The following is a 13,807-nucleotide window of genomic DNA, read 5'->3' on the forward strand; positions in this document are numbered from 1 at the left end:
TTTCGCGTTCGACTTGCATGTGTTAAGCACGCCGCCAGCGTTCGTTCTGAGCCAGGATCAAACTCTCCAGTTTAATATCCTGACCAATCACAAATGATTGGTGCTAATCAATCAAAAACCAAAAAAACTACTTGGCCCGCTCTTACTGTTCAGTTTTCAAAGATCAAAAGCGCTTGCGTTCCGCAAGCTGCGTCAATCAGTCTATCATGTTTTCGAAACGCTGTCAACCATTTTTTTGTTTGGTTGCAAGCGCTTCCGTCGTATTCGGCGTTAGCCCCCGAGCGACGAGGCGCCAATATACAGGCCTTGATCCCGCTCGTCAATCTCTTTCTTTTACTCTATGTCGTTTTTTGCCCGTCTGCGAAAGAGGGACTTTTTAATGGTATGAGAATTGAGACCAAAGGTCAATGAGATGGTGAATTATTTTTCGTTCTCTGCGATCCAGCCAGAGAGTGTCTCTACGATCTTTTTCGCCTGGGCGACCGAGGATATATTAAATTTTGATTTGGCTAAGTACTGCCCGTTTCTTTTCTGATACCGGCGGATGGTAAACTTTTCCTGGCCAAACTCGCCTTTTGTTCGATCGAGGTCCTGATAGCGATACAAAATGGTGGTCCAGCTTCCCTTGGAGAGAATCGCTTTGTCGAGTTCTTTAACGACCTGAACCCCATCTTCTTCATAGTTGACGCTTAAATCTTCTACGTTTTCTGCCATGTTCTTCCTGGGTTAAAGGGTGTGTGAAAATTATAGCGGCTCAACCTACCGCGCTGGATGGAAAAAGGCAAACAACCAGTGCATTTTCTTGCCTGGCCCAAAATATTCAGGAGTTCGTGCCCATGCTGAAGCGGTCTTTTCGGAGTCGGGGCTTACCTGAACTGGGACAAAAATTTCATCTCTGGACAGACACGAGTTAATGCTCAAATTCGAATTTGATGTCGCTGCCGCTGGATTCTGCACCGGTCTCGGTCAACAGGGAGAAGCCATGACCAAGGTTGAGTTTGGTGTTGAAGGAACTTGCATCCTCTCCCAGGCTCTTGCCATAGCTGACATACAAATCCGGGGTAAGCCAGCTTCCTAAAACAAGAGATTGGTCCTCATCGTCGTCCCCATCTTCTATTTTAATTTCATCGATCATGGAGAATTTTTTCAGGCTTCTGAGGTAGGGCACAAGGCCTCCCATTCCTATTTTTTCGGCTACAGTGCCCACGGAACCTATATCATCCCTTGTTTCTCCCCCAATTGCCGTATCCTGGAGCATGGTCTGAATGATTGCAGCCTGCTGCATGGCAGGGGTCGAGTAAAAGGATATTTCAGGGTGTTGCAGAAAGCCCTCGACCGTTAGGCCGGTGGTTGCCTTCTCTGTTTTGCGTTCACTGCGTAGTTCAATACCGGGATTATCCAACGGGCTTGCCGTATAGAGTACCCGGCCAACATCAATATTAAGTCGCTTGCCATAGAGGGTGAAGGTACCGTCGTTGACCGCAAGGGTGCCTGTCCCGATCATGGGACGCCCCGGTTGCCCATCTATATGGAGATTACCTTCAATATTGGCGCGAAGGCCAAAGGCATCAATTTTGACCTCCTTGCCGATGGATATTGCCAGGTCCAGGTAAAGAGGCTGGGGCGCTGCAGGCGCCAAAGGCCCTTCATCAACAATGACGACGTCACTCGATGGTGCGGTTGCCTGGTCAAAATCAATGGAACTCAGTTTTGCTTGGGGAATGTCGACTCCCCCCTGAACCTTTATCTCCTGATCACTGACATGAACCTGTAGATCTGGGGAGACTGTCAGGTCCATCCCCGGAAGGCTGGCCGCATGAAAATTCTCGCCTTCTAAAAGAACATTGATTGTCTGGGATCCCGTCTGAAGCAGGTCGACAGTGGTGTCTGCCTGGAGCTCTCCTGTTCCGGAATGGGCCAGTGCCTGGAGCTGTATCTTTTGCCCCTTGCCTTTTAAGGTCAACTCAAGAGGCGAAAGGGTGATACCTAAAGGAGGTATTTCCGCCTTTCCCTCTTTGAGGACGATTTGACCGGAAAAGTTTGGCTCCTTGATAAGTCCTTGCATCGTCCATCTACCCTGCAGTGCCCCTTCGGGGATGACCGCCTGCTGGGTCAGAGCTGTCAGGAGTTGCAGATCTTGAAGATCTATATCAAGTGTCGCCTGAAGCGGTTGGGTCATCAGATCGGCAACGGGATTCGCTGTTTTCTGGCGCAGGTTGAGCTGCACACCGTTTTCCTTGTTGATGCGGCTGAGCAGAGTGCCGCTGAGGAGATTGTCTGCATAACTTGCCTTGAACGTATTCGTGGTCCAGGCAAGTTCCTGCTCAGTCCCGTCGGGAAGGGGAGCGGTGACGACAAGGCCATCTGTGTCGGCCCGAAGCGTTGCCTGGCGAATTTGGGCGGCGTTGCCTTGAGCCTCTAGAAAGGTGTTCAGGCTCCCCTCTACCGGCCATGGAGCATTCAGCGTCCCCGCAAGAGCTGGAAGGGGAAGGGTGGTTACCGTTGAGGTAACCTTCCAGTGTTGATTGCTGCCCCTCCATTCTCCCTGGAGACAGATGGAACTTTCGCTGGAGGTGGCTAAACAGGTTTGGGTTAATTTGGCTTCTTGGGATGAGGCCAAAAGGCTGCTTGGGGTTTTTTGTTGCCACTGGTCCCATCGTTCGTTGTTCACATAGGCATTTTGCAAATTTCCCTGCCAGGTCCCCTGGCGATAGCCGCCAACGAGTTCCAGGCCGGTTTGGAGGTCGCTATTTTGAGCTTCAAAATGGAGTTGGTGTTTTTTCAGGGTTCCGTTGAGCGAAAGCACGCTTGAGTCAAGCTCTGTTCCCGCAAGATCAGCCTGCGCAAGCGTTACTTTTGCTTTGAGTGCGCCTTCCTGGGTGATCAGGCCGTTTGCCGTTGCTTCCACATGGCCGATAAGCATATCTTGATATTCAATATCCTGTCCGTTTAGGCGCAGATCGAGGTTGGGTTTTTTCAGGGAGCCGGTCAACTGCGCCTTGGCCTTAAGTGTGCCCGAGGCTTGGGGAAGGAGTTCGGCCAGGTTTGGGGAGTCGATATCAAGGTTCAGGTCAAGCTTTGGTGAAGATGTCCCCTGGATATGGAGCCGGGAGGTGCCACTTTTCAAGCTCAGGTTCGGGAGTTCAAGTTGGTCTCCCTGAAGTCGCATGCTTCCTTTTCCCTGCAGGGGATAGCCACGCAGGGTGCCGTTAAGGGCGTGGAGCTGCAGCTGCATCTGGAGTTCCCTGTCCAGTGTGCCTTGAGTAGAAAGGTTGGTGGAAAAGTTTCCGGGCCATTCGGCAAGAAAGGCGGACGGATCGATTTTCTGTCCTTGCAGCTCTGCCTTCCAGGAGAGCGCGGGGCTCCATTTGAGCTCACCCTGTAGAGCAAGCTGGGCCTTGTCCTGGACTGCCTTCATACGGGTTATCTGTACACCTTCAGTATTTCCTGCAAGTGCAGTGTCGAACTGCAGCAGGGCAGGGGCGCCTGGCACCGTTGTCTTGGCCTGGAGAGTTCCCTCGTAGGTGGTAAAGGTTCCTTTGCCCTGGAAATGCAGATCTTTGATTTCCTCTTGGGGCCAGGTTTTGTTTATTGCAGCAAGCGCGATGCGTTCACTGTGAAGAGCTGCCGTCCAGCGAGGGGCACTGAGCAGATCGTTGAGGCTGCCATCCAGCTCAATCATTGCTGGTTGGAGCAGGTCAGCACGAAGCTTGAGATTATTAAGCGGGCCGGTGAGCTCGAGTTTTGTATCGATGGGGGCAAATTCCGGCAGCACAAGGTGGGCTGTCAGGGCAGCCTCAATCGGGTAGGTAGTATTTGTGCGCAGGGCGGCTTTGAGTTTGAGGATGTTCTCCTGGGCCTTGACATTGAGGGCGGCCAGACGAAACTGATCTCCCCGGGCGCTGAGCTGACGAAGTCCTACATGATCGATATGTTGAGGAGCTGCTCCGTTAAGATGCAGGCTGAGATCGTTGATATCCAGCTGCTTGAGCTGAATATCAATGGGCAAGGAAAAGGCGGGAAGTGTCGCTGTAACACTTTGTGGCTCAGGCTTTTCATTTTCTGTTTTTCCCGTACGCATATCGATTGCATCCGCTGCAAGGGATGTCAAGATGAGTTGTTTTTTGAACAGCTTTCCTGGCTGCCAGTCCAGCCGAAATCTGTCAACCGTAACAGTGTTGATCCCATCGTTGTATTGAACCTTGTTGAGTGTAAGCGGTCCAAGCAGACTCCCGGAAGCGCTGCCAATGGAAACCATGGTGGCGGTGAATGGTTGAGTGAGTTTAAGGAGCGTGTGGAGTCCTGTTTCTGAACTGACCAAAAATGCCAGAAACCCGATCAGGCAACAAAACACGGCGACGGTCGCCAGAAGAAGTCGTTTGAGTATTCTCATAGATCCGCCCCCAGAGTAAAGTGAATCCTCCAAGAGCCACTTTCATCCAGGGCCTTGGCCAGGTCAAGCCTGACCTGCCCAAAAATACCACTCCATCTGAGCCCAACGCCTGCCCCGGAATGCATGGTAAAATCCGAAAAACTGTTCATCGTTGTTCCGCTATCATAAAAAGCTGCTCCGCTCCAGGCCTTGTAAAGTTTGCGTTCCAATTCAATACTGTAGGTGAGCATGTCTTTGCCTCCCACCAGGTTGCCTTCTGTATCTGTTGGTGAGATCTCTTTATATGCATACCCTCGTACACTTTGGTCGCCACCGGTATAAAAGCGGAGGCTGGGTGGGATGGAATAAATATCATCAACGAGCGTAGTTCCAATTTCCGCACGGCCAATAACACGCCAATCCTCCAAAAAGCGATAGATGCCTTTGGCGCTGAGCGTGCCTTGGAGAAAATCCGCATCTCCAAGCATTCCCTTTTCGCTGCCGATTATTTCCGCTGAAATTCGAATCCCCTGATCCGTGGAAATGCGATCCTCTGCCCAGAACAAGGTGGTTTTTACACCAGGGATGAAAAAGCTGGAGCGGTCACTGTCAATGGCAGAGCCCGTATCATAATTTTCATGGAGATACTGCAGTGAATAGGAAAGCTCGCCCCAGCCTCGGTAATAGTCGCGACTTATGGTGGCGTTGATAGTTTCCGTTTCCGTGTTTTCATAGGTCTCTGTTTCATAAAGACCAGAGAGGCTGAATTTGTCTTTTTTAGGATCACCAATAGGGATGGAATAGGTGCCCCCCAAATTGGTTTTTCGTTGGGAAGGCTGAAATTGCAGATCGAGTTGATGTCCGTAGCTGTTGAGGTAGCGGTTTGTATACTCCAGCGTACCGCGAGGGCCCGTATCTGTACCGTAGCCCAAGCCAATTCCGTACTTGTGGGCAAGGTTTTGGGTGAGGGCAATGGTGATTGGGACCTTGTTGGTTGTTGGTTCGGCCTGGTCAAGGTCGTAGCTGATATCCACCTTGCTGAAATACCCCGCATTATAGAGCGACTGGCGCATACGGGTCAGCGCTTTGGGAGAAAAAGGAGCGCCTTCTTGGATGGGGGTGATTTTTTTCAGGAGTTTGTGATTGATAAAATCGGCCTGAAATTGGAGCTCGCCAATCAGGTACAGGGGGCCGGTGTCGATGTTGATTACAATGGCAGCGCTCAGGTCCTTTTTATGAACTGTAACTTGACTGGTGCGAAAACTGGCCTTTGGATATCCATTTTCCAAGGCCTTGCTGATCAACTTTTGCTTGCCTTGCGCATACAAGGGATGGTTGAGCGCATCTCCCCGCTGTAGGGGGAATTGAGAACTCGCCTCCAAAAGTTTTTCATCCTTTGCTCCAGGTCCTTCGTAGGTTATTGCAACGCTTTGAACAAGAACGGGTTTACCCGGTTGCACTGCAAGATCAACCAGCCACTTACCCGCTTCCAGCTCTTTTTTGCTGATGCTGATTTCGGGGGTGTAGTAGCCGAAGGGTTCCAGGGCCTTAGCCGCTTCCACCTGTGCCTTGCTATACAGCCGTTTGAAGACATTTGCAGAGAGCTGCTCATTGTCTTCAATGCGATTGAGCGAAAGATAGGAACTGATGTTTTGGCGTTCCGCGTCGGTCAGTTCACCGTTGATATTCAACTCGAGGTTGGGGTGGGCATAAGCAGATGACAGGAGCAGGAAAAAATGAAGTTGGCAGACAAAAAAGGTGTGCCAGTAGTGCATGCGGTGTCTGGTTGTGCGGGCAGGATACGATCGATGGCCTCCAGGAGAAGACACTGTTTGGTTGGCTACAAAAAGAAGCCAGCGGTACGGGGATGGCATGGTCTTGGTTGGTCCAGTTCAGCTGTAGTGGATAAACACGAGAAATACATACCTTGCTGTTTGTGCAAAGGTTAAACTGACACTGTACCCTGCTTGGGTGGGTTTTTAAAGGGTGTCTTGAATAATTAGATTTTTCAATCAAGGCCAAGGATTGCGCAAAATTTTACCGCAGGCATATGTGTGATATTCCGAGGATAAAATTTTAAGCATGACGCCGGGATTGGCAGAAAAAGCAATTATTCAAAATTCCCTAAAGATTTGATTGAGCGATAGGCGCTGCGCGTTTTTCGCTCCAGAGAATTAAACCTTGTATCCGTGACGGCGGGTGATCACTGAACAAGGTATCTCTTTTCATGAGACACCGGTGGATGCTCACTGATTCGGGGTAAAAAAATGCCCCCCATGGAATCACCATGGGGGGCAAGAGCTTACTGACGTGAGAAGCTGAGGTGCCCGTTCGGGGCTTTATCAATGAGGATGTGATCACCCTCAACAAAATTTCCTTCAAGAATTTCCAGGGCCAGCGGGTCTTCAATATGGCGCTGGATAGCCCGTTTCAGGGGGCGGGCGCCAAAAGTCGGATCATAGCCCGCATCCACCAGGTATTGCTTGGCTTCTTTGGTCAGGGTTACCTTGTACTTGCGTTCGGCCAGCCGTTTGCTCATACGTTTGATCTGAATGTCGACAATCTGGAGTAGATCTTGCCGTCGCAGCCCGTGGAAGGTGATGATCTCGTCGACACGGTTGAGAAACTCCGGCTTGAACTGGCGATGCAGGAGTTCATCCACCTGGCGACGCATGGTTTCCGGATCGGTCTGGGCCAACTCCATGATGATATGGCTGCCGAGATTCGAGGTCATGATCATGATTGTGTTTTTAAAATCCACGGTCCTTCCCTTGCCATCGGTCATACGGCCATCATCCAGGACCTGCAGGAGGACATTAAACACATCTGGATGGGCTTTTTCGATCTCATCAAGCAAGATGACCGAATATGGTCGCCTTCGAACCGCCTCGGTGAGCATGCCGCCTTCGTCATAACCGACGTAGCCGGGGGGCGCTCCGATAAGACGGGCCACCGAGTGCTTCTCCATGTATTCCGACATATCAATGCGAATCATGGCCTGCTCGGAGTCAAAAAGAAACTCGGCCAGACTGCGGGCCAGCTCGGTTTTGCCCACACCCGTGGGGCCCAGGAAGATGAAGCTTCCCAGAGGTCGATCCGGATCTTGCAGGCCTGCCCGGGCACGCCTGACCGCATTGGAGACCGCGACAATGGCCTCGCGTTGTCCAATGACCCGGTCGGCCAACTGATCTTCCGCATGGACCAGTTTTTCTTTTTCCCCTTCCAGGAGTTTATCCACCGGGATGCCTGTCCATTTTGCAACCACCGCAGCCACATCTTCTGCGGAAACCTCCTCGTTGAGCATTTGCTGTTGCTCCTGAATTTCACTGAGACGTGCTTTGGCAGTTTCCAGGTCTTTTTCCAGCTGGACGATCTGACCGTAACGAATCTCTGCCACCTTGCTCAGTTCACCGCGGCGTTCGGCCTGCTGTTCTTCCACATGGGCCTGGTCAATCCTGGATTTGATATCTCGAATGGATTGAATGATATCTTTCTCCAGAGTCCATTGGCCTTTCATGGCTTTCAGCGAGTCGTCCAGGTTTGCCAGGTCCATCCGCACCTTTTCAAGCCGCTCTTTGGAGGCTGGGTCGGTCTCTTTTTTCAGGGCCTCCTGCTCGATTTCCAGTTTGATTTTTTTACGCTCCAACTGGTCGATTTCCGTGGGCATGGAATCGATTTCAATGCGCAAGCGCGATGCCGCCTCATCGATCAGATCGATGGCCTTATCCGGCAGAAATCGGTCGGTAATGTAGCGGTTAGAGAGCGTCACTGCGGCCACGGTGGCGGCGTCTTGAATACGCACACCATGATGGACTTCATATTTTTCCTTGATACCACGGAGGATGGCGATGGTGTCCTCCTCGCTTGGCTCCTGGACGAGCACCGGTTGGAAGCGGCGTTCCAGGGCTGCATCCTTCTCTATATATTTGCGGTATTCATCTAAGGTGGTGGCTCCTACGCAGTGAAGTTCACCGCGGGCCAGGGCCGGTTTGAGCATATTGGAGGCGTCCATGGAACCTTCAGCGGCACCGGCCCCCACCAATGTGTGAATCTCATCGATAAAGAGGATGATCTCACCGGCTCGTTTTTCCACCTCTTTAAGCACTGCTTTGAGGCGGTCTTCAAATTCGCCCCGGTACTTGGCACCCGCAACCAGCGAGCCCAGGTCCAAAGAAACGACCTGCTTGTTTTCCAGGGTGGAGGGGACATCTCCGTTGACGATACGCAGGGCAAGTCCCTCAACGATCGCTGTTTTTCCTACACCCGGCTCACCAATGAGCACAGGATTGTTTTTCGTCCGCCGTGAGAGGACCTGGATAATGCGGCGAATCTCCTCGTCGCGGCCTATGACCGGGTCCAGCTTGCCCTTGCGCGCCACATCAGTCAGGTTGCGAGCATATTTCTCCAGGGCCTGGTACTTATCCTCCGGGTAGGGGTCGGTAACCCGCTGGTTCCCACGCACGCTCATCAGCGCCTTCAAAAAGGAGTCGCTGGTAACTCCCTGCCTGGTCAGCATGGCTGTTACTTTTAGCGAACTGTCAGCGAGCATGGTCAAGAATAAATGCTCCTGGCTGACATACTCATCCTGCATGTTGGAGGCAGTCTTGAAGGACTGGTCCAAGAGCGCTCGAAATTTTTGCGAGGCGTAGGTTTGATTTGCTCCAGCTCCGCTGACCTTGGGGAGTCCATTAATCAGCTGGTTGGTCTCGTTCAAGACCACGCTTGGCGTAACGCCCATTTTCTGTAAGACCGGCACGACAACCCCTTCGGGCTGCTCCAGGATGGCTTTGAGCAGGTGCTCCGGCTGCAACTCCTGGTTGCCGGCAGACTGCGCCAACTGCTGGGCAGCCTGAATGGCTTCCTGTGATTTGAGGGTGAATTTGTCCAGTTGCATATTCTCTTCTCTCCTTGCCTGTTGAGTTGGTTGTGACAGGCGATATATTCTTTTATTCGAAGGAGAAAATAAGGGTCAAATGGTGGGTGTCAAGAAATTGGCACTGCGGAAAGATGCTCTTTGTATGCAAGAAAAAGGGAATATTCCTTGAATCCGTGCGCATTCAGCGAACATCCTTCATCACGGATAAAAAAACCCCCTTGTCAGAACTGACAAGAGGGCTGGGGGCCGGATGATCTATGCATGATCAACCGCAAGAGCCGCTACAGGAACCACAACTGCTGCCACCGCTGCTGAGCGGGTTGGCGGAAGTGATTGAAAACCCGGAACGGTATCCGGCCTCGATGAAGTCAACTTTGACGGCACCGCATTTATCCTGGAGATCGTTATCAACCAAGAATTTCAGACCGCCTTCCTCAAAAACCTTATCTGTGTCTTTTGGCTCATCCAGAGCCAAACCTAGGCTTGGGCCACTTCAGCCACCCTGCATCAGTGCGATGCGAATAGCAGAATCAATTTTGTTCTGCTCCAGGTAGGCTTTCAGGTTGTTCACAGCAACCTCTGTTACTTCAAACATTCTGCCTCCTCAAAAGTAATAAAACCTCCTTCCCTTGAGGGGGAAGAAGTCATTTGGGTTATGTGTCCAAGGTAAAGCGCATTCTTGAACTCGTCAACCATAGAACGGTTCTAAGGGGAATAAAGAGCCACTTGGTGGTGTTGATTTTCAATCTTCGTTGCCCTATCGGATCAAGAGGTGGGAGGCGTAACTTCGTCCAAAGACAGTGGGGAGAGGTTATTTTTGCTGAGCCCTATGGCGAGCAAAAAGGATATAAAATCAGATTATTGGCTGAAATCTATTGTCAAAGGTTCAGGGGGTTTCTACAATTAAGAGGAATCTTGATGACAGGGTAAAAGGGAACAACGCTGAAAGCATCGAATTGTTGTATAAGTATGCGACGACGCTTAAAGCGTCTTCTTCAAGCAACCCAAAACATATTGCCTGAATCCGTGAGCATTCAGATGCAGGGAGCCCAAGATGCGAGAAAAACTACTTATTTCCACCGGTGGCGGTGATGCTCCGGGGTTAAATGCCGTTATCTTTGCGGTGGTGAATTCGGCAGCCCGAAAGGGGTGGGAGGTCTATGGCAGTCGGGCTGGCTACGGTGGATTGCTCGATCGGGATGATCTGGTGCGACTCACGCCGGAAGGAGTGGAAGGTATTCTTTCCCAGGGGGGAACGATTTTAGGCTCTACCAACAAAGGAAATCCCTTTGCTAAGCCGGTGGAAAATTTGGCAGGTGAGATTCAGATTGTCGATATCTCCGATAAAATTCTCACCAATTTTCAGCGCAACGGCTTTTTTTGCCACATTGCCGTGGGCGGTGACGGCAGTTTGGAGATAGCCCATCGATTTGCCCAGAAGGGGATGCCGGTTATCGGGGTGCCTAAAACCATTGATAACGATCTTGAGGCAACAGACCGAACCTTTGGCTTTGATACGGCTGTCTCCACAGCCACAGATGCCATTGACAAGCTCCACTCCACGGCCAAATCTCACGATCGGGTCATGGTGGTGGAGGTGATGGGGCGGGATTCCGGTTGGATCGCACTTTATTCAGGTATCTCAGGCGGGGCCGATGCCATCCTTATTCCCGAGATTCCCTTTCAGATGGATGCGGTCTGCGCCAAAATCTCGGATAATGAATTGCATGACAAGCATTACTCGATAGTGGTTGTCGCCGAAGGGGCCCGATCCGAAGATGGTGAGGTCATCAATAAAGGCAAGGGGGAGTTGGGGCGCTCTGAGATGGTACTTGGGGGAATTGGGGAATGGGTAGCCAACCAGATTCGTGATCGGCTGGGAAAAGATACCCGCTCTTTAGTGCTCGGGCATTTGCAGCGAGGCGGTTCGCCCACAACCTTTGATCGCCTTCTGGCCCTTCGATTTGGTGCTGCCGCGGTTCGTTTGGCCGAGCAGGGAATTTTTGACCATATGGTCGCCTGGGTGCCGCCCAATATGACTGCTGTCCCCATTGCCGAGGCTATTCGCAATCGTAAAAAAATTGATCTGGGCAGCGATAAAGTGCAAACGGCCCGGGATATCGGGATTTGTCTGGGGGATTGAGAGTGGTTTTTCCAGGGACAGAGGTTTAGAGGATTGAGTCGCTATGCTGACATCTGAGGCAAACAAATACAGATGTTCTTCCAAATGGTCTCATGTCCACAGCTGAAACCTTAGAGCTGATCTATCAGCGGATGCTGGCGCAGCTTGGCCCCCAGCACTGGTGGCCTGGGGAGAGTCCTTTCGAGGTAATGGTGGGGGCTATCCTCACTCAGAACACCAACTGGAAGAATGTCGAGCGTGCGATCGACAATCTCAAAAGGGCAGGCGTTTTTTCATTTTCTGCCCTTGCTGCGCTGCCCACGGCCCTTCTTGCCGAGTATATTCGCCCTGCAGGCTACTACAATATCAAGGCGGGCCGTTTGCAGAACCTGCTGTTCTTTATTCAGGAGCAGCAGGGCGATGACGTAGAAATTTTTCTTGATCAGCCACTGGATCGTCTCCGCCAGCAGCTCCTTTCTGTTAAGGGCGTTGGCCCCGAGACAGCAGATTCTATTCTGCTCTACGCAGCCAAACTGCCGATCTTTGTGGTCGACACCTATACCCACCGCATTCTCCTACGTCATGGGCTCATTGAAGAAGAGTGCGATTATGCCTGTGTACAGGAACTGTTTATGGACAACCTGGCCTGCGAGACGGCCTTGTATAACGAGTACCATGCGCTTCTGGTACGGGTGGGGAATCTGTACTGTAAGAAGAAAAATCCAGATTGTGGTGCTTGCCCTTTGCAGGGGATTTAGGGGATTACAATCGCGGGCCATGCCCGCGATATCCGGGGCGGTCTATTGATCTGGTTGCCCCCACTGTTCGAACTCGAGTTCCGGCATCAAGCTCTTCACGATTCCCTCAAGCCTCCTGCTCCTTTTCCGGCATGGCCTGGTCGTGATGACGGCTGTGCCAGAGAAATTTGCGGCAAACGCCGCGGATCAAGCTGGATTCTTTTTTCTTGAGTTTCACTCTGCCTAAAAATTGGCGAATGTTGCGCATCCAGTAGACACGGTTGGTGTCGTGGAGAAAGGTGATTTCGCCCAGAGCCTCCTCGATATGCTCATACATGCCTTCCAGTTCAAAGGAGTTGGCCAGATCAGACTGGGGGACCCCCGCATAGGGATGGGTGTGCAGCGTGGTGTAGAGTTCGTAGCAATGAATGGCCACCGCCTGCGCCAGGTTCAGTGAAGAAAAACCTGCTGTGGGAATGGTGGAGGCGAACTGGCAATAATCCAAATCTTCATTGGTCAGGCCCGCGTCCTCCGGGCCGAACATGATTCCAATATTATTACCCTCAAGCATGGGGGCCACCTGGGCCATAACCTCACGCGGGGTCTGATCTTCCAGGCGACGCCGTCCCTGACGCGCAGTCGTGCCGACGATGCAGTGATAGGGGGCAGCAGCCTCCGCTGTTGTCTTACAGACACGCATACCGTGAATAAGGTGGGCTGCCTTATGGGTGGCCATTCTCAACATGCGCTCCTGATCGTAGTCTTCGCTGCTCACTACAGCCAGCTCCGAGATGCCAAAGTTTGAGGCAACACGGGCCGAAGCCCCGATATTTTCCGGAAACTTCGGCCCAACCAAAATAATACCGACCTGCCCCAGAGGGGAGGTCGGTTTTTGTCGTTCAATCATGTCTATTTGTAATCATTCCCCGGAGGATTGATCATACTCCAAAGCTTTTTTACTGGTTTTATCCGCCCCTGGAGAGCTGTTCGTCATACGTTTGAAGAAGGGGATGATGCCACGCTCAGCGCGTTTCATCTCATCTTCGGCTTCTTTCATGGTGATCTGCCAGGCGGGAGCAAAACCGGGTGATTTCTCAAACATAATTTCAAGCGCTTTCTGGTAGACCTGCACCTGGCGCAGCTCCTGACGACCAGGCTTCTGGTTGAGGACCTGCACCATGTTGCGCAGGTTATCGCGCTCCTGTTTGACTTTATCCAGCTCTTCCTTGCGTCGCTCGTTTTCAGCAGCGTCGATTTCCAGCTTTGTATGGAGATGCTCCCGCAATTTTTTTACCGTGCTCCGCAGTTCCCGCGATTTGAGCCAGCCGCGCATCAGGAAGAAAAGCGCTATGGCCAGACCGATGCACAGTCCGCGCAGGAATGGATTGGCAATAATGTCGGAGATCCAGAGTGTATCTAGCATGTTTGTACCTCGATAAAAAGTGATGCGACCGGGGAGAAAATGGGGCCGCATGAACGAATTGGTCCGTAAGCGATCACGGGGCACCGAATCTGCGGTGTTATCGCCCTGTTTACGTATAGGTAGGTGTACGCGGCACAGGCCGATGCCTAGCATCTCCGGCACCCTGCGATCGCTTACAGGTATCGAAGATACGGGGGCTTTCGAAGCTTCCCCCCCCCCGATCGGTTACATAGGTCCTCTCTAGGGGCCCCTTTTTTATTTGAATTGCCCCTGTTCG

Annotated in this window: 9 protein-coding genes and 1 rRNA gene; 2 read left to right on the forward strand and 8 right to left on the reverse strand. The window is 51.8% G+C overall.

The window, feature by feature from the left end:
- The 6 genes from JWJ90_RS18430 to JWJ90_RS23640 all read right to left on the reverse strand — a co-directional run.
- Positions 1 to 73: ribosomal RNA gene (locus tag JWJ90_RS18430) — 16S ribosomal RNA — on the reverse strand; the annotation flags it as partial.
- 347 nt (positions 74 to 420) lie between these two features.
- The gene (locus JWJ90_RS18435) at positions 421 to 714 is read right to left on the reverse strand and encodes a hypothetical protein (RefSeq protein ID WP_205228690.1); all 294 of its coding nucleotides are present in this window, start codon (positions 712 to 714) and stop codon (positions 421 to 423) included.
- Between the two features lie 196 nt (positions 715 to 910).
- The gene (locus JWJ90_RS18440; RefSeq protein WP_205228691.1) at positions 911 to 4,393 is read right to left on the reverse strand and encodes a translocation/assembly module TamB domain-containing protein; all 3,483 of its coding nucleotides are present in this window, start codon (positions 4,391 to 4,393) and stop codon (positions 911 to 913) included.
- Positions 4,390 to 6,147 carry an autotransporter assembly complex protein TamA gene (locus JWJ90_RS18445; protein ID WP_205228692.1) on the reverse strand — a complete coding sequence of 586 codons (1,758 nt, stop codon included), beginning with the start codon at positions 6,145 to 6,147 and terminating at the stop codon, positions 4,390 to 4,392. Before JWJ90_RS18445 ends, JWJ90_RS18440 begins: the two co-directional genes overlap by 4 nt.
- A 527-nt stretch (positions 6,148 to 6,674) precedes the next feature.
- Entirely contained in the window at positions 6,675 to 9,266 is a 2,592-nt protein-coding gene (gene clpB, locus JWJ90_RS18450; RefSeq protein WP_205228693.1) for an ATP-dependent chaperone ClpB, read from the reverse strand.
- A 247-nt stretch (positions 9,267 to 9,513) separates the two neighbouring features.
- On the reverse strand, positions 9,514 to 9,843 hold the full coding sequence (locus JWJ90_RS23640) for an IscA/HesB family protein (RefSeq protein WP_275889140.1): 330 nt from the start codon (positions 9,841 to 9,843) through the stop codon (positions 9,514 to 9,516).
- A 459-nt stretch (positions 9,844 to 10,302) separates the two neighbouring features.
- On the opposite strand from JWJ90_RS23640, the gene JWJ90_RS18465 reads away from it, so the two are divergent.
- Together JWJ90_RS18465 and JWJ90_RS18470 are read left to right on the forward strand one after the other, a co-directional pair.
- Complete coding sequence (locus JWJ90_RS18465; protein WP_205228696.1) at positions 10,303 to 11,391, forward strand: 6-phosphofructokinase; 1,089 nt, start codon at positions 10,303 to 10,305, stop codon at positions 11,389 to 11,391.
- Between the two features lie 92 nt (positions 11,392 to 11,483).
- Positions 11,484 to 12,128: an endonuclease III domain-containing protein gene (locus tag JWJ90_RS18470; RefSeq protein ID WP_205228697.1), complete on the forward strand. Its 645-nt coding sequence runs from the start codon at positions 11,484 to 11,486 to the stop codon at positions 12,126 to 12,128.
- Positions 12,129 to 12,234: 106 nt separating this feature from the next.
- Here JWJ90_RS18470 and JWJ90_RS18475 read toward each other — a convergent pair whose 3' ends face one another.
- Both JWJ90_RS18475 and JWJ90_RS18480 read right to left on the reverse strand, forming a co-directional pair.
- A complete protein-coding gene (locus JWJ90_RS18475; RefSeq protein ID WP_205228698.1) occupies positions 12,235 to 13,014 on the reverse strand; it encodes an RNA methyltransferase in 780 nt (259 codons plus the stop codon).
- Between the two features lie 12 nt (positions 13,015 to 13,026).
- Positions 13,027 to 13,530 (reverse strand): hypothetical protein, encoded by a 504-nt coding sequence (locus JWJ90_RS18480; RefSeq protein WP_205228699.1) that lies wholly within the window; start codon positions 13,528 to 13,530, stop codon positions 13,027 to 13,029.
- Between the last annotated feature and the right edge of the window lie 277 nt (positions 13,531 to 13,807).

It is taken from the genome of Desulfobulbus rhabdoformis, from assembly GCF_016919065.1.
In the GTDB taxonomy this organism is placed as follows: Bacteria; Desulfobacterota; Desulfobulbia; order Desulfobulbales; family Desulfobulbaceae; genus Desulfobulbus; species Desulfobulbus rhabdoformis.

Bases quoted from the DNA above. Each gene is read 5' to 3' on its own strand.
- JWJ90_RS18475 (WP_205228698.1), bottom strand. From the start codon at position 13,014: ATGATTGAACGACAAAAACCGACCTCCCCTCTGGGGCAGGTCGGTATT.
- JWJ90_RS18445 (WP_205228692.1), bottom strand. From the start codon at position 6,147: ATGCACTACTGGCACACCTTTTTTGTCTGCCAACTTCATTTTTTCCTG.
- JWJ90_RS18465 (WP_205228696.1), top strand. From the start codon at position 10,303: ATGCGAGAAAAACTACTTATTTCCACCGGTGGCGGTGATGCTCCGGGG.
- JWJ90_RS18435 (WP_205228690.1), bottom strand. From the start codon at position 714: ATGGCAGAAAACGTAGAAGATTTAAGCGTCAACTATGAAGAAGATGGG.
- JWJ90_RS18470 (WP_205228697.1), top strand. From the start codon at position 11,484: ATGTCCACAGCTGAAACCTTAGAGCTGATCTATCAGCGGATGCTGGCG.
- clpB (WP_205228693.1), bottom strand. From the start codon at position 9,266: ATGCAACTGGACAAATTCACCCTCAAATCACAGGAAGCCATTCAGGCT.
- JWJ90_RS18440 (WP_205228691.1), bottom strand. From the start codon at position 4,393: ATGAGAATACTCAAACGACTTCTTCTGGCGACCGTCGCCGTGTTTTGT.
- JWJ90_RS18480 (WP_205228699.1), bottom strand. From the start codon at position 13,530: ATGCTAGATACACTCTGGATCTCCGACATTATTGCCAATCCATTCCTG.